Source organism: Phocaeicola massiliensis B84634 = Timone 84634 = DSM 17679 = JCM 13223 (assembly GCF_000382445.1).
GTDB lineage: Bacteria > Bacteroidota > Bacteroidia > Bacteroidales > Bacteroidaceae > Phocaeicola > Phocaeicola massiliensis.
Genome location: NZ_KB905472.1, coordinates 738,874 through 760,433, shown reverse-complemented (window position 1 = coordinate 760,433; position 21,560 = coordinate 738,874). Strand labels below are relative to the sequence as shown.

Genomic DNA, 21,560 nt, shown 5'->3' with positions numbered 1-21,560 from the left:
GGTAAGTGAAAACGCTGACATGGCAAAAACCTGGGCAACAAAATGTTGCTCAGGAACTTATAAAAATAATTATCAATTATGTTGCGGAATTAAGGACTAATAAAAAGAAGACATTAGGGTGGATTGCTACATATTTAAATGTCGTTATACCTTAATCGAATTGGAAGAATAAATATTAATACTAACAAAAGATTTAATCATGAAAACAAAATGTGTTTTTTTTCTAGGAATGATAATATCATTCTTTTTATCAGCTTGTGATAATACTGGTGCTAATAGAAATCGTGAAGGCATCACACATTTAGCTTACCAAGAAACAGAAAATGGTAAATGGGGATTTGTTACAACAGAAGGAAAAATTGTTGTACAACCAACATTTCAAGGTATGCCAACTTCGGTAACTGATGATATGTTTTTTGTACCTAGGCAAAATGGTACTTATGAATTGCATAATATAAATGAACCTGAAAAAATTATAGATGTAAATTACACTAGTGTTGGAGCTTTTTACGGTGGATTAGCTCCTGTTATAAAACAAGGTGAGAATATTTCATATATCAATAAACAAGGTGAGAAAGTATTTGAACTACCTAATGAAATTATACAAGCATCTAGTTTTCAAGATGGATTAGCTGTTGTTATAAACGAAGATGATCAATTTGGATTTATCAATATGCAAGGAAAAATAATAATTCCACTTCAATATCGTTTTGCTAGTCCACATCAAAGGGGATATGCTTTAGTTATGAATGATAAAAAGGATATATATTATATCAACAAGAAAGGAGAGAAAGTTTATACTATAACTGATGCAAATGGAGAAAATGAAGATTATATAGGAAACACTTTTGAAATTTGGATCAATGGTATATATGAGAATTTAGTACCTTATGTTACTTCTGAAGGAACTTGGGGCGTTAAAAATATTAACGGACAAATATTAGTTCAAGCAAATGACGAGTACAAACTAACCTTTATAACAGAAAAAGGATATCCTATATTTGTAACAAATCAAGGTTTTGGAATTATGAATAAAAATGGAGAAATAGTTATAAAAGATAAATATGAACGAATTACGTATTGTAATGGGAATTTTTTTATTGCAAAACAAGGAAATGAATATACTCTTCTATCTATGAATGAAACAAAACTTATACCTCAGACATTTACACAAATATCATCAATAAATGAAAATTGTATATATGGAATTTATAATGGGAAAAGTATTTTATTAAATAAGGATTGTAAAATATTAGGAGAATATTCAATGCTTTCATACAAAATATCTATGTGGGCACAACGTTATTAATTTATCATAGTAATGTTTATTTCTATAATCATCGGAATTATCATCTTCTATAAGGTGATAATTCCTTTTATTCATAATCAATATCACTCATCTACTGAAAAAAGAATAACTAAAGGTTTGTTATCTATGTCCTTTTGGCAGATTCTTTTTGGTAGTCTGGTATGTGTTTATGCCTTACAAGTCGAACCAGTATATAAGCAAACGGATGAAGATGTAAGTTCTTTCGTTCAAGAATATTCAGTAGTTGGTGATTTAGTAAATGAATATACTGGCATCAATACTACTTCCAATTTCAACTATTTAATGAGTGAAGCGGACAGTTTGCATACATTCGCTATTATCTTCATCATAATAACTGTTGTCTTTTCTTCGGCAACTGTAATTGGTAGCATTGGGAGAAAACTTGATAGACGGATTGTTGAGGGATTAGCTATATTAAATACATTGGCTTGTTGTTGGATTGCTAAATCAAGTACCGACCTATATGAAATGATAATACGTGATGGAGTAACCTTACAAACGGTAGCATGGATAGGAAGATTATTAGGTACAGACATTTATTCTACAATGGATTTGATAATACGAAGTGTTTGGATATTGCCATTAATACTGATTATAAAACATTTCTATTATCATAAAACATTGAATGAATATTATGCTTGGGTGGTACTGCAATCAAGATTTATCAAGCAACAAGACGAAAACAAAGAACAAGAACAGCCTAGCCCACAAACAGCGGCAAGCAGTATAAATCCAATAGAATATTCTAACACGCCAACAGAAGGAAACAATTCTGAGCTTATAACAGGAGATATTTCAAGTACCAATCAGCAGTCCGAAGTAATAAAATCCCCAAATGAAACTATAACATCATCAGATATTCAGGAGAGTACTCCACAGACGAATGAGAACGTATGTAACGATTCTATTAAAGCCAGTGTCAAAAAGCAATCTAAATCCTCCTATATTGGATTTGCAATTGGAGGTATTGCAATTATCATTATAGCTATATCTGTAGTGTGGCAATGTACTAAAGATGAAGATGTAATGCCAACACTTCAACAAGAGAAAATGAATACTATTACCGGTGCTACCCAACAGCATAGTACGCAATCGACATCGGATATATACAAACAAAGATCAAACGCTATTATTCAAGAACTGACAGCCAAATATGGTAATAAAATACAAGTTGATCATAAATATCCAGAATTATCCCAATATTGCACTTTTAGGTTAAAAGGTGAAGACGATTATGGCTTTCCCTACCTTTTAATATATGACTTGGATAGGAAGGAACTAAAACAGTTTGACACAGAAGCTTTACCAACAAATAATGCCGGGGAGGTATTGTTGATTAATTATGATGTACTGATTAATCAAGAAAATAATACATTACTCATTTCTGGTAATAATGGTGCTAATAGTATTGGACATATAGAGTATGTATTAGAACTAAATCCTTCTAACTGGCAAATTAGAGAGCTTTGTTCAGGAAGAGCGATAACTAAAAATGATGATGGATATATAGCTCATAGAATGGTAATGACTAAATTTATAGATTGTAATGCTACAAGTGAATATGCCTTTGTTGATATTCATTACGACTTACAAGGAAGATTAATCGCACCGTCTTATAATGGAAATACTTATTATCTGAAAGGTCAAATTAATAACAAATACCCTATTACAATGCAGCTATCAATGCAAGGCGACAAAATCTATGGTAAATATTACTATGATAAGAACGGTAGTGATAGTTGTTTACATTTATATGGTGGTGTATCAGATAGTGGTGATGTTGTGTTGCTTGAATTTAATAATAAAGGAGAACAAACGGGTGATTTCAAAGGAAGATTTACTAGTGATTCTTTCTATGGTACATTTGTTAACTATAAAGGTATTGAAATGCCTTTTGAACTGCAAAAAGACAATCACAATGTAGTTCCACAAGAAACTACACTAAAAAAATACCATAATTCTCGTTTTGGCTACAATGTCTTATATCCATCTTCTTTTAGCAATATATATGAATCTGAAAATGGGGATGGTTGTAGATTCTCTAAGGATAGTCATACCTGTTTAATTGTATATGGAATGCATAATGTCTTAAATGAAACTATTGAGGATAAATATAACGAATATAGATCCAAATCTCCTGTTTATTATAGATTAAAAGATAACTGGTTTGTCGTATCTGATTATACGGAAAATGGGGATATATTTTATTTAAAGACTGTCTTGAAGGATGGAGTATTTATAACGGCAGAATTACATTATCCTAATAATGAGAAAGAGTATTATTCAAAATTGATTTCCAAAATCTTTACAAACTTCCCAAATTGAAAATAACCCGAAAGTATCAAACGCACTAGGACACAACAAATCTTAGTGCGTTATTTTTTGTCCTAACCTTAAAAACGCGATTCTTGCCGCCTCATTTCCTAATATCTGAAACATAAATAGCGTAATCATTATGTTCACCGATTTTATAAACAGAATATTAGGTGCCGAACGAAGACCTTCGGTTTCTAATCGCTTGGAAAATAATGCTGCGCCGAGTGTCATCGTGAAAAAAGGCAGCAATAAGACATCCCCCAAATCTATCCCTGAGAAATACAGAAAAGACGTAGCATTACTCCAGAGCAAATATGGGGATGCTTTTAAAACTGGATTCTGCATTGATCTAACTTTGCAAGAAGCACTATCACTTATGCAGAGAGAGCGAAAAAGAGTAGATGCTTATTCTGGTCTAATCTCATATCTGAAAAGAGAACTAGGAATTACACTAACAATCACATCACAAAAAACTAAATCTAAATCATTATGAAAAACTATTTTATAGCAAACGGAGAAGTGCTCAATACAAATATGAGCATTAAAGAAATGGAATCACGAGTACAGGCAACATTAGATGAGAACACCTCTGGAATGGCACAATTCAGAATCAAGGAAGTCAGCGAGAAAGAAATCAGAATGTTCTTTGTCAGGGATTTCGACTATAACCCCGACAAACCGATTATCTACGATTCGGATATGGCCTTGATAACCGGAGTGGGAATAGGAGCCTTCCAACTTCAGACTGTTGGTGGATACCCAATGATACATCCGCTAAAATTTGCCGGGAAGAATTTTTACACGGATATTACAAGCTTTATCAGGTTCTATAAATTCCAACTGTTTGAAGAGATAGGGCAGACAGTGGAACACATCGGCTTAAGATGCTATTCGGATCGCATCTTAATGCAGATAATATTTTAGCTCATACTCCTATGAAATATATGGGAAGTAAAAGGCGCATCTGGAAATATATTGCGCCTATCATATTGAAAAACAGAGAAGAAAAACAATACTATGTAGAACCTTTCTGTGGTGGCTGTAATAGTATCTGTCAAGTAGATGGTTTAAGAATAGCTGCCGACATCAATCCTTATCTGATAGCCATGTGGAAAGATTTATTGCATGGAGAAAAATACCCGGAAACAATAAGTAAAGAAGATTATGAAAAGGCAAAAACGGCTTATAAGACCAATGACAGCACGACTTATTCTATGGGAGAACTTGGCTGGACTGGTTTTATGGCTTCTTACAATGGAATCTTTTATCATTCTTATTCTGGAGTGAGCGCATCGGATGGCAAGGATTATGTTCAAGCTAGCATAGCCAACATTTACAAGCAAATTGATTCCATGAAAGGATGTGAGTTGATATGTTGTTCCTATGAAAATCTTGAAATTCCAGACAATTCTATAATCTACTGTGATCCTCCCTATCGAGGGACGGAAGGTTACGGTTTAGCATTTGATTACCCGAAGTTTTATGAATGGTGTTTTCTTAAAAAGTCGGAAGGGCACCGGATCTTTATTTCCGAGTATTCCATGCCATCCGATTTCACGTGTATTTGGGCTATGGAAGTAGCAAATTCTTTAGATAGGTATTCAGAGAAAAGAGGGAGAAGAATGGAAAAATTATATACAATTAATTAATAAATAGTATGAAACAGAAAAATAATAAAGTTGCCAAATCCCCTTTGGCAAAGAAGATTTTTGTCGTAGGTAAAGTTTACGACACCGCTATTTTAACGGAAAAAGAGATTGAAACATCCGTGCAATCTGACATTGATGCTTGGATTGGAAGAGATAAAGTGATATTCAATATTGGAATTACTGAAAATCGAATAAACCTCATATTCAGGAGAAATGTAGATTATGGAATGGCTAAATATGATACTGAGATTTTGGATGCAGATGCGTATATGGTTTGCGGCATCGACTCAAACAAATTCCGATTGCCGGTAATGTGGTATGAACCTCCTTTGGACTATCCTTATCATTTCGAGCAGTCCGTATTCAAGAAGTGTTATAAGGCAAGTGCATTAAAACTTGGAGCGGATAAGGTGAAATGGTCGAAACTGGAAATCGGAAACCATTCCTTGATACTGAGGTTGAAGTGACAATAGAAGATATTTTAAAAGAGTCGTCGTGCATCATTGCATGGCGGCTCTTTTTTATCCTCAAAAATGACGTTTTAGAAGACCCTAAAATCCTTACCATTGTGAAAATAACCAATTTATTAATTTTAAAAATTGAATAATGAAAATAACATTAACAGAAAAGATTAATTGGACAAAGTACAATTTGGCTTATCTAAAACTAGGAGATATTATAGAGATGATTCGTACAGGAAACATGCAATTACATGACAATGAGTTTAATAGCTATACATTGAAGCAAGCAATAGAGCATATCAGAAGTGTAGCTCCGAGGGATAGGCAGAAATGGAAAGCCAGACTCCTGCCCGCTGTTGCCTATAACGGTACATTCAGGGAACTTAACAGTGCAGGGCTGATTGAATACTCGCATGTGACAGCATTGGATTTTGACCATATAGCAACGCCATACGATATGTATAGCTTGGAAAACAGACTGAAAATAACACCATGCGTTCTAAGTGTTTTCATTACACCCAGTGGAAATGGACTGAAAGCTTTGGTTTTGCATGACAATACAGATCCGACCAAACATGGAGATTTATACGATCAGTTACTAAACAAGTTCTATGTGGCTAACAGAAATGATGCAAGTTGTAAAGACCTTGCACGCAGAAATTACCTGAGTTACGATCCTTATATTTGGGTTAACCCTTCTCCTGAACCATTCCATTATGTTCCCACCATAAAGCCACAGATGCAGATACCACAATCATCCGGAACAAGAACAGTGTCGGACAAAAGCATCATCAGCATTATGAACTCCCACTGGAAGAAGAACTATCCGGAGTATTGGAAAAAAGGCAATAGGGGAAACAGCATCTTTATGTTAGCTTGCTGGATGTGCAAATGGGGTGTTGACGAAGGATTGGCTACAGAGTATTTCATTGATGGCTGGGAAGATGACACAATGGATGAAAAGGAAATCAGAAGCCATGTAGGCAATGCCTATAAGACCGAAGAGAAGAACTTTGGAACATTGATATTTACAATACACTGATTTAATTAACCCTTAAAAAAACAATTATGGCACTGACAAAAAGCTGGGGTAACATGTATCCTTTTGTTACCCACACGTGGAATGCAATAAAAGGGATATGTTTTCATGACTGCCCCTATTGTTACATGAAAAAATTCGATGGTCTGTTTCCGGTACGGATTGACCCCAAGGAACTGAAAGTGAACCTGGGTAATGGTAATTTCATTTTCGTAGGCAGCGGAACAGACGCATGGGCTTTCGACATACCTTCGGACTGGATTACCTGTTTTTTGGATTATTGTAACCTGTTTAATAACAACTATCTTTTCCAATCCAAAGACCCTTCACGTTTTTTGGAATTCATTAGTCATCCTGTAATGCAAAAATCGGTTTTGTGTACGACCATAGAAACCAATGTCTTTTATCCGGACATCGTAAGGAATGCTCCAAATACCCGGAAACGTGCCAAAGCCATGCAAAAACTGGCGAGCCTTGGAATGAGAACCTATGTGACCTGTGAACCTCTGATAAAATTCGACTTGCCCAAAATGGTTGAACTTATCAAAATGTGTTCTCCTGTACAGGTCAATATCGGCAAAAACTCACGACAGGATATCACTCTTCCCGAACCGACAAAAAATGAAGTACAGGGATTGATAACCGAACTTCAGAAATTTACCAAAGTGGTAGTCAAATCCAATGCCAAATGCTGGATTTGAGAATGTCTTGACTGACTGGAAAGATAAAGGAGATGCTGTATAAGCTCTCCTTTAAAATTTCGTCAAAGCCAATAAAGAATCTATATGCTAAAGATGTAGGTAAAAAGCATTGCAAAACAACACCTTGTGAGTTAACCGAAGGCAAGTTAATTATACATATACTGCATGTTTTATTATAATACCCACTCAAGCGGCGTGAGCCTACAACTAACGAAGAACAAGAATGAAATATATTTTATGCAACTTTTTTTACCAGAATTGGGAATATTACTTAAAAGAATAGATTGCATAAGGAAAAAATATTGTTGCGTTCCCGTTGACTCGCAAACGTGTAAAATGGAGATAAGAAAAGTTTCAAACCTTTATAGATGAAACAAATAATTAAAAGAATTATGAACAATATTATTACAATTGACATGCCTAAAGGTTGTAGGTATATGAGTGATTATGCCAATCTTTTAAATGGAATTTTGCCATTGGATAGAAAGTTTATCCTCAACAAGACTGTAACCGGTTGTGGTGGTACATCCCTGTTTCTCAACTCAGACTTTCCGGTAGTGGTAATTTCGCCACGACTTCAGGTGTTGAAAGAGAAGCACAGACAATACCCCGATAGTTTTCACTTTCATGTCCCATTGTGCAATAACAGAGGGCAAGCAATAATTCAAAAGATGCAGGATCTTGATTCGTACTTGAATTATCATCATGGGAACACACCATTTGCTCCCTTGTCAAAACCTGCCAAGACACTGGTTACACTGGATTCATCGGACAAGGTTCTCGATGTCCTTAAAAGAAATAACATGTTGGATTCATGCCTCTTTGTGGTTGATGAGTTCCAATGTCTTATGGGTGATGCGACATTCAAGGGTAGTACGGATATGAATTTTCTCGCATCCCTTGACAATGAAGTGAAACGCATCTGTTACTTATCCGCTACCCCTATCCCTGACATCTATCTGAACTATATACCTCAATTCGCCAACATTCCTTACTATAAATTGGAATGGGATCCTGATGTGATTGTGGAGCCGACATTGAAGGAGAGGCAAATGAAGAACGGTGAAACTGCGGAAAAACTATGTGAGGAATTGATACAACGTTACAGAAGGGACGGATATTTTGAAAGGAAAATAGTGAATGGAAATATTGTCTATTCCCGTGAAGCCTGCATATTTCTCAATGAGGTTAAGTCAATCATAAGAATAATCAGGCAAAACAGTTTGAAGCCGGATGAGGTGACTATCTTGTGTTCTGAAAGCCAATTCTCAAAGCTGCCTAAAGGATTCACGATAGGCGGGTTGGATACGGACAGGAACAATCCCAAAAACAAACCTTTCACTTTCTGCACGAAGTCATCTTTTGAAGGTGTGGATTTCTACTCGGATAATGCAAGTACCTATATCTTCATCAATGCAGGGAAGGAGTGGCAGACCCTTGACATCATGCTGGATATACCTCAGATACTCGGCAGACAGAGGCTTGATACAAATCCGTTCCGGCATGATGCTACGATATATTACAAGACCTACCCTACCACTGTGACGAAAGCAGAGTTTGAACAAAAGCAGAAGATGATGGAGCAGAATACATATAAGATTCTTGACACTTTCAACAATGCTCCGGAGGAAGCCAAGACTTTATTGGTGCAACTCTATAGAGACAAGGCATTGGAGAAAAAATTTGTGGATGATTATGTTGACCTCATACGGAAGAACGGGCAAACAACGATAGGTTACAATCATCTGGTAATGGCGGCAATGTGGAACAGGTGGTACCAGAGAAGTTACTATTATGATAACTCCTGCCAATTGTTGACGAGCATTCAGTCTGCGGTTGGGATGTGGAAGAAACCGGATGAGGTGAAACAGTTTGAGCAGTGGTTCTACAATGCAGCTGACAAGGACAGGCTTGCAGGATATGCGAATTTCAGAAACCAATATCCGCAATATGATTCACTACTCTTACAAAATCCGTTCATTGATTTCAGATTTCACGAGTGGTATGGAACTCTTGGTTATGATGCCTTGTCAAGTTTTGGTTTTCGTGAGGTTGATGTTGAGGGTGCCTATAATAATTTATGCGCACAGGCTCCGATAAGGGATGCTTGCAGACAGGAGTTCGTTTCCGGCATGCTTTATTCCAAACAGGAAGTAAAGGCCAAGTTACAGAAGATATACGACAACTTGGGACTTTCAGGTAAAACAGCCAAAGCAACAGAACTGGCACAATACCTTTCTGTTCGTGAAAGGCAAAAATTGAATGATGAAGGTAAACGGGTATTCTTTATCGAGATTCTGGAATAATAATGAGAAAGCAGTACACACTATTTTAGGGCGGTACTGCTTATTTGTTTTGATGTGTATTGGCTACTATGGACTGTGGCTTGCACATTTCTAATTAGGTAGGGAGGGAGGGGGACAAATTGAATATACACCTATTATTTTTTATTATATTGCAAATCAATAAATTACAATTTGTCCTAATCAGTTATTCCAAGGTATTTGTCCCCCCCTGATTCCAACAGAATGTACCGATTTCTGCCAGTGTATCTTATCCTATTTATGTCAAAGTGTTCTTACGGGCACGCTGTATTCTTTTTTTTATCATACTCTTCTTTATTCCGTAGGATGCCTCAATTTCTGCGTATGTACATTCTTTAGCCTGTACCATATCATATAAGACCATAATTTCATCAAGGCAATATTCGGATTTTCGCCCGGGAGTTTGCTTTACATCACAACTCTTTTGCTCTGTAGATGCTTCTCCTAAATCTTCTTTGCTTCCTTTACCGGCGTAACGAAACTGATCTATTTCCGTCCCCGCATATTCCAGGATTGAAAGGGTCTCTTTATTTCCATGTTTCAATTTCATATAACCAAGTACCCTTTTGTCAGATCCATGTTTGCAATAGGTAAAGTACACAAAATTGTTTGTAAAATTAACATTCTTCTTGTTTCCCCTTACACTTGCCGGAGTCAGCGGTTTAGTTGGATTCCAGTCTGGTTTGGCATGATATACCTTAAATGGGGTTATCGGCCTCCCTACTTTCAAACTTTGGCTACACAAGTCATCCAGTTCCTCACAGAACTGTTTCATGGCTTTGACACCAGCCTTGTCTTCCAGTTTGGAATAATTGTCAACAAAAACGTAACCATTCTATTTTCCGCTACGACAATTTTATCGGCTGTTTTTCAGCCGATAAAATAAAAATGTCCGTAAGAAAATAGTTTAGTTTTAACATTCCGATTTATAAAAACATGGCAGAAGAGCCTTCTTGTCGCAGTCCTTACCATGAAGAATACATTCAAACAAGTGCTTCAGGTAATCCTGAGGATCTATATCGTTCAACTTACAGCTTTCTATCAGGGAGAAGATGAATGCCGAGTTTTCTGCGGCTGCCTCACTTCCTATATTCATACAGTTCTTGAGCAGCAGCTTTACAGGTTTCATTCTTTGCTCACAGAGATTGTTGGATATTTCCGCTGAACCGTCCTTGAGGATATTTCTCAAGGATTTCCACTGGTTTATCGTGTAGTTCGCAGCCTTTCTTATCAGTTCGTTAGCCATGATCTTCGCATCCTGCATCATCATGACCACCTTATGATGTATACGTTCAAGAACAGGTCCCGTAAGTTTAAGTCTTTTTTCCTTTATCTTCTCACTGCTGAGTTTCATTGTGCGGAACAGGTCTTCATTCCTGAATAAATCACCGATAGAATCTATTATGTCCATCGCCGTCCTGTCTGATGGCAAAGCATCAACCCACAACCTCCTGCAGTGCGTCCAGCATCCTATATGAAGCACCTTTGAGCCTTCTCCGTCATACATTCTGTAAACCGTATATCCGTCTGTAGATATAGATCCCATAAAATGATCAAGGAAGGTCTTTGCCACATCAGATGCTCTGCTGCCGTTATTGTAATGATAATAAACCAACTTGACATGCTTTGCAAAGAAAGCCCATAAGTACTTTCTCCTGTAAGCCTTACCTTCCGGTGTTTCAACTCCAACGAGTTCGGTAGTCTCATCAACCATAAGGTATTTTGCCTGTTGTACAAACTTCTTGAAGACATCTTCCATAAACTCCCTAAGCCTGGAGATTCCGTTGTGGATATAGCTGTTCAGCGTGGTATTGCTTATATGGATGCCTTCTCTTGCAAGCAGTCTTATCTGTCTGTTCTCAGGCATGCTGAAGTCATATTTCAGACAAAGCAGACGGGCAAGCAGTTCAGGAGAGAAGATTCCTCCAAGGTTTTTCAAGGGATGCTCCATCGTGTTAGTGAAAGTGCCGTCTGCAAGCTTTACCCTTGCCACCTTGTACACATGTTCCACGTTATGGGCACGCACATGTTCTATAAACCTGTATTCCCACACATCAGCCATTCCGTTGCGGTTCATAAGCCTTGCACCATCCGGGAGTTGGTAATAGTCTTCTATTTCATGTACCACTACCTTGTCCACCTTCAGCCTGGTCTTTTCCGCACGTGGTGCGGTTTCCTTTCTTCTTGAAGGCTTGCTGTTCTGTGCTGTTGCGTTATCGGAAGAGGTATTGCCACCAGCTTCGTTACCATTGGCCTTATTATCATCATCACCTTTCTTGTCAGAACCGTCATATTCGGACTTCTCCATTGCAGACTTGTCAATGTTACGGTTGTTCAGCAGCCTTCTTTGCTCAGATGTACGGCCGAAACGGTGTTTCCTGCTGTCTTCAAGCTGAAGTCTGAGATTGGATATCTCGTTTGCAAGCATCATGTTCACCTCGTCTTTTGCTTCAAGCTGCTTCCTCATAAGTTCCATTTCTTTCCTGTAATGTTCAACCGTGGTTGATTGCTTTTCGAGGGATTCTTTGAGGTCATTGATTGTATCAATCAGAGTTTTTGAGTTCTCCTTGTTGGATTTTTCAATAGACTCAAGCCTCGCAATCAGTTCTTTATTCTGTTTGCGAAGCCCTGCTTTTTCCTCATTCGCCAGACCCAGCTGGCAGCAAAGTAACTCGTATGCTCTTTCATCAATCATGATATAAAGGTACGAAAAATCAGGCAGTTACGCAAACTTTTTATCGATTATTTTTGTATTATTCCATTGTAAATCAACGCCTTATTATTCATTCTTTAGGAGTTACATACATTCTGTCGACTACGATACTTTCCGTCAGGTAAGCCATGTCAGACCACTGTATCCGGTAGCATTTTGACACCTCGTCAAACACAGGTTTCTTGAACTTTCCAATGACAGGACGTTTCTCGTAAAGCACATAAAAACCGCGTTCGTAATGAAGTATCTTGACGACCTTCCGGTTACGGGACATGAACATATATACATTGGACGCATCACTAGGGTCAAGTGACATCTCTTGCCTTATACTTTCACACAAACGGAAGATGCCTTTCCGTAAATCCACATTACCGTTGAACAGGTAATAGTTCAGGTTAGCACTCAGTCCAAGCATATCATCCTATCATTTTATTAAGCAACAGACTCAGATCAAGAACGCTGGTGTTTCTCAGAAACAATGTCGCTCCAGATGTCAATTGCAGTTTCACCCACTTAATAGGAGGTTCGCCTTCCGGTTGTTTCACTTCCATCTTAACAGTTGGACTGTTGCAAGGTTTACCGGTTATCTGGACTTTAGCAACCTTGGGCTGATCAACCTGAACTGTCTTGCCTAACTTCTCGCTCCAAAGCTGATGACGTTGCCAGTTCATGAACTTGTCGTAGTTTACTCCATAATCCGCACAGAACTCGCGAAGATCCTTGGTCTCGCTGCATAACTGGTAGAGGTCATATACCTCCTGATAGTTTACTTTTTCTTTCGCCATAATCATTGTTGTTATTTGGTTATGGCGCAAAGGTAGGTTTGTGAATAATGTGCGTCAAGGCGGAAAATAGAATGCTTACAACAAAAACGACCATTCCTGTACTGGTAATTATATCCTTCTTCTCCTTAATGATATCAATAATCTTCTTTGGCGTTATTTGGGAACCTGCATATATTTCAAGCATAGGCAGATTATTAATAACGGAGCCATAATATGTATTAATTTCCTCATAGCTCTGTTCCAAAGAAAATAGGAGAACTGGTGTCGGTGGTATGTCGTACCACTCAGGAGCTAATTTTATGTCACATTTCCCTTTTGCTATCGCAATGACATTTTGCATGACGAAAGATGTTTTTCCACAGTCGGTCGGTCCGACCAAACCTGTATCAAAACCTTCACGAACCCATGGAAATCCCAATGCTTTTCCTACGTTCTTGCCTACCGTACCATTTCTCATAGCTTCACGATAGCTCTCAATTTTATCAGTTCCGTCGCCGTCAACAAAGGTAGAAACGGCTTTTGCAGCATCTCTTTCCTTGCGCAATTCATTCCGCAGTTTCATTTTTTCAATATCTGCCTCTTTTTGCGCATTAATCACTTCTATTTTCTGATCTGTCTGCAAACGTTCTTCTTCTTTACGATGGGCATGGAGTTGCTCGATTTCTTGCTTTTTAAAGTTAGAAGCTGTTTCAATTTCCTCTATTTTATTTTTTGATGCGTTATTTTGCTCTTCAGTTTTACTGCTTCTTTTAATCCAGTTATAAACATAATAGGCTCCTCCAAAAATCCCTATAGCTAAAAGGGAATATCCAGCCGCTTTCTTGGGACCTAACTCTTTAATCTGCTCGATTGTTTTATTGATATTTACCATTTTAAAAAATAATTAATATTTTTCTTTTGTGGTCGTGATAGCAAGCTGTAAACTGACACTTTACCACCTCCTATTATTGAACAAAATGCCCAATATTAGAGACTACAGCTTCTGTCTCTTAGGATATCGCAAAGATATGAGGTTAAAATGAAACTAAAATATCCCTTAAATAGCTTAATGAATAATTTTATAAGTATTTGAAAATTAGCTATTTTATAATATATATGGAATTAAGGCTATTAAAAGCCATTGTTACTTGACGGCATTTTTCCCTCAATTTCTTCTTTAGCCTTGAGTAACTGATTTTTTATATCTTCATATTCTTGGTCTTTCTTAACTATACTTTGTTTGTATTTCTTATATCCAGATTCATCTCCTATCTCTCCAAATTCTTTTTGGGCTTCTTTAAAAGATGGAGTCACTTTCAATATTTTTATTTCAAATGCAGCGGCTATCATAAACCCAACTTTCTTCCCTTTTCCACCTTCTGCAATAGCTTTAAATTTTTCTATATATTTGTTCTGAATGTCATTATCGTTGCTATAAAAACAATCTCTGAATGGGCGTGGCAGACGACCTCTTTGGGTAACTTTCCGAACATTATCATCCGGCATTTTATGGGGCTGTTCCTGTGGAGTTATTTCAATTTTAGACGGTTTTGGAGTGGTATTATCCAAATGTGTCTTTATTTCCGAAGTCTCTTTTATTACTTCCATAGATTCCCAAAGGATACTGGTCGCAAAATAATCATCCGGCATGATTAATCTCTCTCCTGTTTCCATCTCTGCTAATGTTAAGTTCTTCTGCACACGCTCTTCAAAACTTAAACCATCTTTTGAGTCCTCACTGCATTTTGCATATACAGAACAATCCCACCATAATGAGCGAAAAGTTTGAATATACTTATAGTCTATATTATTTATAATCCATTTGTCATTTATTGTTCCCGATGCCGTTAGTTTGTCTAAAGCTATAATATAGCAAAGTGCTAAAGGGTAATCCATTCTATCAAGAACAGCTTCACGAGATATTTTTCCTGATTCTGTTACTACCTCAACGACATTGCCTTTTACACATAGTTCATCATATAAAATTTCAACCTGATAATCTTCAGTAAAAACCTTTCGATATAAGGAGAAATATGAGGGTAATATCAGGGAACCTAATTTGAAAAAGTGGAAATATTGGAAAATTTTGTTTTCATAAATATCCTTACTTACATATAATTCTTCATAATCTACAGATAAAAAATCCTCTCTTGATATTAAAGACTGCCATTCAAAATTATCTTGGTCAAAATTTCGGATATTTCCTTTATTGGAAGAATACTTGTTTAATAAGTATCTAAGTTCGTCTAACAATTTAAAATCTTCTTTTGGTATCATAGGATAATTCTGACTCTCTTCAATATCATACACACTACATAAGGTATCATTAATTAAAGATTTAATATCCTTTGTTTCAAGTAAAGGAATCTGAGACAGTAGTAAGGCAATTTCTATAAATAATTCCACGCTCAAATAGTCAGTTTGAATTCTTTCTTTCAGTACTGGTACAATCAAATGTAGTAATGGATGGTTCTGAAAAAAATCTAAAGTGCGAGGCGTAAAATCTTCGTCTATAAGGACTGATAAACCATCCTTGATTTCTTTTAAATCAGCATCTGTTATCCGTCGGATCTCTGTACGAATCTTTTTTTGGGGGCGACAGGTTTGATTTAATGCAGACAAATCAATATGCCCTATAACCCATCCACCTTTAGGTAAATTGGATTTTTTATTTTCCATGATTGAAAATCTTAAAGTTAGTAACTACAAATATACATATTTTGATTATTTTCAAAAAACAGTATCTTTGCATTGTTGAATAATCAACATTATCAGAGATTTATAACATATTGACAAGTACTGAATCTCGCTAAATCGTCAAGGATATTCCGGTTCTGAAAGTCGTGCGTTTGAATTATCAAAGATCCTAAAAAGAAATCACAAACAACTCTACTAATAAACTATTTAACAACTTCTTTTTGCTAATACGAACAGAAACCACTATTTTTGTTATATCAATAAACGCTTTATGAAGCTGATAGAAAACAACATACAGACAATTATCACTTTGTGTAAGAAACACAAGGTAAACAAGTTGTTTGTGTTCGGTTCTATCCTTACCAATCGCTTCAATGACGACAGCGATGTGGACTTGGTAGTCGATTTCAAAAAAGCAGAAGTGGAAGACTACTTTGATAACTACTTCGATTTTAAATATTCATTGGAAAATTTATTCGGAAGAGAGGTTGATTTATTAGAAGAGCAAACCATAAAGAATCCATATTTGAAAAAAAATGTGGATGCAACAAAAGCATTGATATATGGATGATTTAACCAAAAAAACATTTGCAAGACATGCTGACAGCCATTGAAGATATACTTTGGAGTATGGTTATTAATCATTTACCAAAACTAAAAAAATGAAGTCATTGCATTGCTAAATTCATAAGGTTTGTGACTTATTCACGACCACTTAACAATATAACAGTAACTAATAAACTGGAGAGTTCTTTAATATACTTGAATATCTAACTGTAACACAGCTATCTATAATAGATTAGTAAGTGGTTATGGGGATGCTGTGTCGCTGCTTCTTACGGTATGACAGACACTATGGGTCGTATGCACTCTGACGCTCAGTTCGCCGGTTCTTCATCAGTTCCTGCTCACGTGGAAATGATGGGATTCCCGGGTATCGGTAACAACCCGATGGTAGGATGTACAGTGGCTTGTGCCGTTGACGTTGCTACTGCTTTGAGCAAGTAATATAATACATTGCTAATATATAAATCCCTGTAACCGTAATGGTTATGGGGATTTTTGTTTTAATACTCCACTTTCCCGTTATCTGCTTATGCTTTCCTATGGTTCTTCGTCTTATATCCTTTGTCAGAGACAAACCGTTCAATATTGCTTTGCCACGTGGGTGGTTAAGCCTAGTCACCTACGTGGTTAACATTAACCACCCACGTGGTTAGACTTAACCACGACCGTGACGAAGTAGCTCCGTACTTAAATGACCTACTTAAACAACGAACGCATGAAGATAAAAGCATGTACTTATAAGAACTTCATAGCTCCATTAACCGATTCCTCCCCCAATTGCAAATCATCTATTAGTACATCAAACAAATTCTTGTTTAATACCAATACATTAATTATATTTGCAGCAACTTAGAGCAAAAAGAATCATGGAATGGCAGAACACAAAGCCACAGAAAGCTAAATTATCAAATAGATGTATGACCGGGCTTTAAAATGAATTACCCGGATGAGTTTCATTATGAAACTTATGAAATATGCTATGCTATTCCTAACAATGTGCTTTATGGTATAAATAATGATATTTATTTTGTTGATACGCCAATCAGATTAAAAGAGTAATAGTTCTTATCCGATTTGCATGTTCTCAATCCCATCAGGGATTTCTCTTAACAGAACTGATATTAGTAGTTAATCTATAATACAGTTTTTATAATGTATAATAAAAGAATAAATATTTGGAAAAGCGTTTCCATTCTTATACTTATTAAAAAAGATATTTGAGCTTTTAGCTCTTATTCTCACAGTCTGAAAACCGCCAATTTGAAGCACACGAGAATAAGCAGATGAAAGTTTACGCTCTATCGGGCGTGAACTATTCATGCTTATTTGTGTGCAAGGTGCTTGGCGGTTCCTCAGACTGAAAATAGGTTATGAATGGTTCCGCCTTTTTTTATTGCACTATGATACACATCGGAAAACTTATCGAAGAGGAACTTCACCGCCAAGAACGCTCCGTTACCTGGTTCGCCAATAAACTTTATTGCGACCGAACCAATACATATAAAATTTTCAAACGACAAAGTATAGACACCGAATTGCTTTTACGAATTTCTCAAGTCCTACACGTTAACTTTTTTGAATATTATTCGCGAGAATGCCAAAACCGTGAAAAACAATCAACACTTATGTAGTATCCTTGGCTACGGGAATAATAACTACTTCACACAAGAAAGACATACCTTTGCCCCGGAATCATAAATATAGAAATCATGGAAATTATTATCGGACTCATTATTGCTTTCATCCTATTAGCTTTTTTATATGGCATACTATGCCTTATCATTAAAAAATGGCCAGTGTTGATATGGATTGTCGGCATCGGAGGCGGAGTCATTCTTGCTATAATCACTTCCTGGTGGATAGGAGCAATCGGAGGTTTCATCCTAATTGGTTTCTTAGCTGCGGCAGAGGCATCGGGAGGTCATAAATGCGCTCATTGCGGAAGCTATGACACAGATGTTACCAAAAAGGAAGACGGTTTTGAATATTGGCAATGCAACAAATGTCATGGGATAACATACGATTATATAACAAAGTAACCGCCTTCCGCAAATGAGGTTTACACAACTTCAATATTGAAGAAAAAAACAATATTATAAAAAAACATCATAGATTACAGATATTATATATCGAACTATGACAGCTAACATCCTATAAGAACCATGCAAAAGAAAGTCTTCAGATACGAAAAAGAAAAAAGATGCACCTGCACACTTTACATGACGGAATCTTGCAATTTGAATTGTGTCTATTGCTATGAACACATCAAAGGCAAAGCTATTATACCACTAGAGATTGCTCAAGAAGCCATAAAGTCTACCTTCAAACGTGCTGTAAAAGAACAGATAAACTATGTTGAAATATTATTCCATGGCGGAGAACCATTTATGGCATTTCAACATATCAAAGTGATATGCGAATGGCTATGGCAACAAGCATGGCCTACTAAATACATTTGTTATGCAACCACTAACGGCACCCTTATACATGGAGAAATTAAAGACTGGCTCAACGAAAATAAAGAAAAATTCATTGTCGGATTAAGCTTGGACGGAACACGTGAAATGCATAATCGGAACCGTTCTAATTCTTACGATAAGATCGATATAAACTTCTTTAAAGACAATTGGCCTGACCAAGGTGTAAAAATGACTCCCTCTCCCGGCACCTTATCTTCATTGGCAAAAGGAATTATCTATATACATGAATTAGGATTCAAACGCAATAATTGTACTTTTGCCAGTGGTGTAGAGTGGGACAAAGACGAATTTAGACAAAATGTAGATTACAAGAAAATATTACAAGAGCAATTAATGGAAATCGCCCTGTACTATTTGGATCATCCTGATATACAACCGGTAGAAATGATAAACATGAAATTTATAGCCGTGGCAGCAGGTGTGAATAGCATGGTCGATAAATTATGTGGAGCAGGTACAATCATGCGATGCTGGACACCGGACGGTCAATGTCTCCCCTGCCATTTATTCTATGAAGTAAGTAAAGAAAAAGGAGAAAAGTTAGGGCACATAGATCTGTCTTCTCCTTGCCATCTATCAGATACACGATGTAAAAATTGCATTCTTGAGCCTATATGCCCAACTTGTTACGGTGGAAATTATATAACTTATGGTGATGTAACAAAACGTGATCCATACACGTGTGTAATTACTAAAATACGTGCCTTAGCCAGTTCGTGGATGATAGGTCAAATGTTAGAAAATCCTGAAAAGTTCCGAGCTTTAAGCGAGCTTAGCAATGAAGAGTTGGCGATGACTGCCAAAGGAGTGATATTAACGCAATCCTTCTTGGAAGAAACAGGATTTATGAAAGAACTTCAGAACGGTTAATTGTCCTTCCCTGAAATAGGACAAATCATTTAAATACTTAAATTATGAACTTTAAATTAGCTAATTTGTCGACCATTAATCAAAAATATGGCAAGACAATAGAACAAATGAAGGACGCAACTTGGGAAATATATGCCAATAGTTGCGGATGCTCAGGAGATTGCGGTTCCAACTGGATGCAGTCATAAAACAATGAGCGTGTCAAAAGTCAGACAATTTATCTTCAAGGCTATCAATAATAAGCTTAATAATATTATCCACCTTTTGACACAGCTCTATATACTTAATCAACTTTAAATCTAAAAACAAATGAAAGAGCAAGCAGATCGGGCTAATGATTTCATTGACTTTATAGCCAAAAGTCCAACCAAGTATCACGCTATAAACAATATAAAATCAAAACTACTGAAACACAATTTCATTCCTTTGTCTTTCGACAATAAATGGGAATTGAGCCCAAGTGGAAAATATTTTATAGAGCAAGACAATTCAGCATTAATCGCCTTCTGTATGAGCCCTCACGATTTTAAAGAACAATCTCTGTTCGAGGATGGGATACGATTAGTATGTGCTCATACAGATTCACCGACATTTAAGATAAAACCGGTGGCTCAAATGATAACCACACCGGGTCACTACATGCAATTAAATACTCAAGGGTATGCATGGCCTATCCTGTCAACTTGGTTTGACCGCCCTCTGTCATTAGCGGGAAGAGTTGCCTTAAAAAGCAAGTCTCCTTTTAAACCGACCATACGCCTAATCGACATACAAGACCCTATATTATTGATTCCTAATATAGCTTTTCACCTGACGAAAGGGAAAACAGAAAGCGGCATATCCAAACAAAAAGAAATGTTGCCTATAATGGGAATGGCAAATAGAGAGACAAATGAAAATGAGCTATTCGAACTTATGGCCAAGAAACTGAATATTGATAAAGAGAATATCCTTGACTATGAATTATATCTTTATCCGGTAGACAAAGGACAACTAGTAGGAATAAATGCTGATTTCATAGTCACTCCCCGTCAAGATGACTTGATAATGGTATATGCTGCTTCAGAAGCATTAATAAATTCCCCTGCAAATGATACAACAAAGATGATAGCTTTTTTCGATGCCGAAGAAGAAACCAATTCGACACAAGGAGGAGCCGACACACCTTTCCTCAGAAATACGCTAACAAAAATAGTCAAAAGCATAGGAGGAGATGAAGAAAATCTGATAAGACTGATAAGCCGTTCATTTGCTGTATCATTAGATTCTTCTTTTGCAATGCATCCCAACTACATGGAATGCAGTGACCCGACATGTACTCCTATTATGAATAAAGGAGTAGTTATAAAATACGATGCAAATATGCATTATGCTACAACAGCTTTTTCTTCGGCTGTTTTTCAGGAGATATGCCATAAAAACAATATTCCCTATCAAAAAGCAGCCGCAAACTCTGACTTAAGAACAGGAGGAACAATAAGTGCCTTTATGCAAACGCAAGTAGAAATGAACTGCGTAGAAGTAGGGATTCCCACTTGGGCTGTGCATTCTGCATACGAAAGCTGTGGCACAAAAGATTTCTATAATTTGATTCGCTCACTGATTTCTTTTTGGAATCAGATAAAAGAATAAGGTTAATTGTCCTTCCC

General features: G+C 36.7%; 20 protein-coding genes and 1 pseudogene. 15 read left to right on the top strand and 6 right to left on the bottom strand.

Features of this window, described 5'->3' with window-relative positions; genetic code table 11:
• Positions 1-199 precede the first annotated feature (199 nt).
• The 9 genes from HMPREF1534_RS15855 (at position 200) to HMPREF1534_RS15895 (ending at position 9,802) form a co-directional block, all read left to right on the top strand.
• Positions 200-1,309, top strand: coding sequence for a WG repeat-containing protein (locus HMPREF1534_RS15855; protein ID WP_005936907.1), 1,110 nt, complete (start codon positions 200-202; stop codon positions 1,307-1,309).
• 12 nt (positions 1,310-1,321) lie between these two features.
• Complete coding sequence (locus HMPREF1534_RS15860; RefSeq protein ID WP_005936905.1) at positions 1,322-3,655, top strand: hypothetical protein; 2,334 nt, start codon at positions 1,322-1,324, stop codon at positions 3,653-3,655.
• A gap of 130 nt (positions 3,656-3,785) precedes the next feature.
• Positions 3,786-4,139, top strand: a complete 354-nt coding sequence (locus HMPREF1534_RS15865) for a hypothetical protein (protein WP_005936902.1) — start codon at positions 3,786-3,788, stop codon at positions 4,137-4,139.
• Positions 4,136-4,570 (top strand): hypothetical protein, encoded by a 435-nt coding sequence (locus HMPREF1534_RS15870; RefSeq protein ID WP_005936899.1) that lies wholly within the window; start codon positions 4,136-4,138, stop codon positions 4,568-4,570. Before HMPREF1534_RS15865 ends, HMPREF1534_RS15870 begins: the two co-directional genes overlap by 4 nt.
• A gap of 11 nt (positions 4,571-4,581) precedes the next feature.
• Positions 4,582-5,295, top strand: coding sequence for a DNA adenine methylase (locus HMPREF1534_RS15875; RefSeq protein ID WP_009124084.1), 714 nt, complete (start codon positions 4,582-4,584; stop codon positions 5,293-5,295).
• 8 nt (positions 5,296-5,303) lie between these two features.
• Positions 5,304-5,762, top strand: coding sequence for a hypothetical protein (locus HMPREF1534_RS15880; protein ID WP_005936893.1), 459 nt, complete (start codon positions 5,304-5,306; stop codon positions 5,760-5,762).
• A gap of 139 nt (positions 5,763-5,901) precedes the next feature.
• Positions 5,902-6,798 carry a BT4734/BF3469 family protein gene (locus tag HMPREF1534_RS15885; RefSeq protein WP_005936889.1) on the top strand — a complete coding sequence of 299 codons (897 nt, stop codon included), beginning with the start codon at positions 5,902-5,904 and terminating at the stop codon, positions 6,796-6,798.
• Between the two features lie 26 nt (positions 6,799-6,824).
• Positions 6,825-7,496 carry a hypothetical protein gene (locus HMPREF1534_RS15890; RefSeq protein ID WP_005936887.1) on the top strand — a complete coding sequence of 224 codons (672 nt, stop codon included), beginning with the start codon at positions 6,825-6,827 and terminating at the stop codon, positions 7,494-7,496.
• A gap of 392 nt (positions 7,497-7,888) precedes the next feature.
• Positions 7,889-9,802, top strand: a complete 1,914-nt coding sequence (locus HMPREF1534_RS15895) for a DEAD/DEAH box helicase family protein (protein ID WP_005936885.1) — start codon at positions 7,889-7,891, stop codon at positions 9,800-9,802.
• A 256-nt stretch (positions 9,803-10,058) separates the two neighbouring features.
• Here the strand turns inward: HMPREF1534_RS15895 and HMPREF1534_RS20235 are convergent, their stop codons facing one another.
• From HMPREF1534_RS20235 to HMPREF1534_RS15925, 6 genes are all read right to left on the bottom strand, one after another.
• The gene (locus tag HMPREF1534_RS20235; protein ID WP_005936883.1) at positions 10,059-10,595 is read right to left on the bottom strand and encodes an RNA polymerase sigma factor sigma-70 region 4 domain-containing protein; all 537 of its coding nucleotides are present in this window, start codon (positions 10,593-10,595) and stop codon (positions 10,059-10,061) included.
• Between the two features lie 138 nt (positions 10,596-10,733).
• A complete protein-coding gene (gene tnpC, locus HMPREF1534_RS15905) occupies positions 10,734-12,515 on the bottom strand; it encodes an IS66 family transposase (RefSeq protein WP_005936270.1) in 1,782 nt (593 codons plus the stop codon).
• Between the two features lie 88 nt (positions 12,516-12,603).
• Positions 12,604-12,948, bottom strand: a complete 345-nt coding sequence (tnpB, locus tag HMPREF1534_RS15910) for an IS66 family insertion sequence element accessory protein TnpB (RefSeq protein WP_005936267.1) — start codon at positions 12,946-12,948, stop codon at positions 12,604-12,606.
• A 1-nt stretch (position 12,949) separates the two neighbouring features.
• Entirely contained in the window at positions 12,950-13,318 is a 369-nt protein-coding gene (locus HMPREF1534_RS15915; protein WP_005936264.1) for a hypothetical protein, read from the bottom strand.
• A gap of 19 nt (positions 13,319-13,337) precedes the next feature.
• Positions 13,338-14,189, bottom strand: a complete 852-nt coding sequence (locus tag HMPREF1534_RS15920; RefSeq protein WP_005936880.1) for a hypothetical protein — start codon at positions 14,187-14,189, stop codon at positions 13,338-13,340.
• 239 nt (positions 14,190-14,428) lie between these two features.
• Complete coding sequence (locus HMPREF1534_RS15925) at positions 14,429-15,976, bottom strand: hypothetical protein (RefSeq protein ID WP_005936877.1); 1,548 nt, start codon at positions 15,974-15,976, stop codon at positions 14,429-14,431.
• 289 nt (positions 15,977-16,265) lie between these two features.
• Here HMPREF1534_RS15925 and HMPREF1534_RS15930 point away from each other — a divergent pair, with 289 nt between their 5' ends.
• The 6 genes and pseudogenes from HMPREF1534_RS15930 to HMPREF1534_RS15945 all read left to right on the top strand — a co-directional run bounded on the left by HMPREF1534_RS15930 (position 16,266) and on the right by HMPREF1534_RS15945 (position 21,543).
• Entirely contained in the window at positions 16,266-16,565 is a 300-nt protein-coding gene (locus HMPREF1534_RS15930) for a nucleotidyltransferase domain-containing protein (protein WP_005936874.1), read from the top strand.
• Between the two features lie 260 nt (positions 16,566-16,825).
• A pseudogene (locus HMPREF1534_RS19620) lies at positions 16,826-17,002 on the top strand (GGGtGRT protein); the annotation flags it as partial.
• Positions 17,003-18,270: 1,268 nt separating this feature from the next.
• Positions 18,271-18,600, top strand: coding sequence for a hypothetical protein (locus HMPREF1534_RS15935; RefSeq protein WP_005936867.1), 330 nt, complete (start codon positions 18,271-18,273; stop codon positions 18,598-18,600).
• A gap of 123 nt (positions 18,601-18,723) precedes the next feature.
• Positions 18,724-19,911: a radical SAM protein gene (locus tag HMPREF1534_RS15940; RefSeq protein WP_005936864.1), complete on the top strand. Its 1,188-nt coding sequence runs from the start codon at positions 18,724-18,726 to the stop codon at positions 19,909-19,911.
• 44 nt (positions 19,912-19,955) lie between these two features.
• Positions 19,956-20,099: a hypothetical protein gene (locus HMPREF1534_RS20615; protein ID WP_005936862.1), complete on the top strand. Its 144-nt coding sequence runs from the start codon at positions 19,956-19,958 to the stop codon at positions 20,097-20,099.
• A 121-nt stretch (positions 20,100-20,220) separates the two neighbouring features.
• On the top strand, positions 20,221-21,543 hold the full coding sequence (locus HMPREF1534_RS15945) for a M18 family aminopeptidase (RefSeq protein ID WP_005936860.1): 1,323 nt from the start codon (positions 20,221-20,223) through the stop codon (positions 21,541-21,543).
• Positions 21,544-21,560 lie beyond the last annotated feature (17 nt).

Bases quoted from the DNA above. Each gene is read 5' to 3' on its own strand.
- HMPREF1534_RS15915 (WP_005936264.1), bottom strand. From the start codon at position 13,318: ATGGCGAAAGAAAAAGTAAACTATCAGGAGGTATATGACCTCTACCAG.
- HMPREF1534_RS15945 (WP_005936860.1), top strand. From the start codon at position 20,221: ATGAAAGAGCAAGCAGATCGGGCTAATGATTTCATTGACTTTATAGCC.
- tnpB (WP_005936267.1), bottom strand. From the start codon at position 12,948: ATGCTTGGACTGAGTGCTAACCTGAACTATTACCTGTTCAACGGTAAT.
- HMPREF1534_RS15890 (WP_005936887.1), top strand. From the start codon at position 6,825: ATGGCACTGACAAAAAGCTGGGGTAACATGTATCCTTTTGTTACCCAC.
- HMPREF1534_RS15930 (WP_005936874.1), top strand. From the start codon at position 16,266: ATGAAGCTGATAGAAAACAACATACAGACAATTATCACTTTGTGTAAG.
- HMPREF1534_RS15860 (WP_005936905.1), top strand. From the start codon at position 1,322: ATGTTTATTTCTATAATCATCGGAATTATCATCTTCTATAAGGTGATA.
- HMPREF1534_RS15925 (WP_005936877.1), bottom strand. From the start codon at position 15,976: ATGGAAAATAAAAAATCCAATTTACCTAAAGGTGGATGGGTTATAGGG.
- HMPREF1534_RS15895 (WP_005936885.1), top strand. From the start codon at position 7,889: ATGAACAATATTATTACAATTGACATGCCTAAAGGTTGTAGGTATATG.
- HMPREF1534_RS20615 (WP_005936862.1), top strand. From the start codon at position 19,956: ATGAACTTTAAATTAGCTAATTTGTCGACCATTAATCAAAAATATGGC.
- HMPREF1534_RS15920 (WP_005936880.1), bottom strand. From the start codon at position 14,189: ATGGTAAATATCAATAAAACAATCGAGCAGATTAAAGAGTTAGGTCCC.
- HMPREF1534_RS15855 (WP_005936907.1), top strand. From the start codon at position 200: ATGAAAACAAAATGTGTTTTTTTTCTAGGAATGATAATATCATTCTTT.
- HMPREF1534_RS15940 (WP_005936864.1), top strand. From the start codon at position 18,724: ATGCAAAAGAAAGTCTTCAGATACGAAAAAGAAAAAAGATGCACCTGC.
- tnpC (WP_005936270.1), bottom strand. From the start codon at position 12,515: ATGATTGATGAAAGAGCATACGAGTTACTTTGCTGCCAGCTGGGTCTG.
- HMPREF1534_RS15875 (WP_009124084.1), top strand. From the start codon at position 4,582: ATGAAATATATGGGAAGTAAAAGGCGCATCTGGAAATATATTGCGCCT.
- HMPREF1534_RS15870 (WP_005936899.1), top strand. From the start codon at position 4,136: ATGAAAAACTATTTTATAGCAAACGGAGAAGTGCTCAATACAAATATG.
- HMPREF1534_RS15865 (WP_005936902.1), top strand. From the start codon at position 3,786: ATGTTCACCGATTTTATAAACAGAATATTAGGTGCCGAACGAAGACCT.
- HMPREF1534_RS15885 (WP_005936889.1), top strand. From the start codon at position 5,902: ATGAAAATAACATTAACAGAAAAGATTAATTGGACAAAGTACAATTTG.
- HMPREF1534_RS15935 (WP_005936867.1), top strand. From the start codon at position 18,271: ATGGAAATTATTATCGGACTCATTATTGCTTTCATCCTATTAGCTTTT.
- HMPREF1534_RS20235 (WP_005936883.1), bottom strand. From the start codon at position 10,595: ATGAAACAGTTCTGTGAGGAACTGGATGACTTGTGTAGCCAAAGTTTG.
- HMPREF1534_RS15880 (WP_005936893.1), top strand. From the start codon at position 5,304: ATGAAACAGAAAAATAATAAAGTTGCCAAATCCCCTTTGGCAAAGAAG.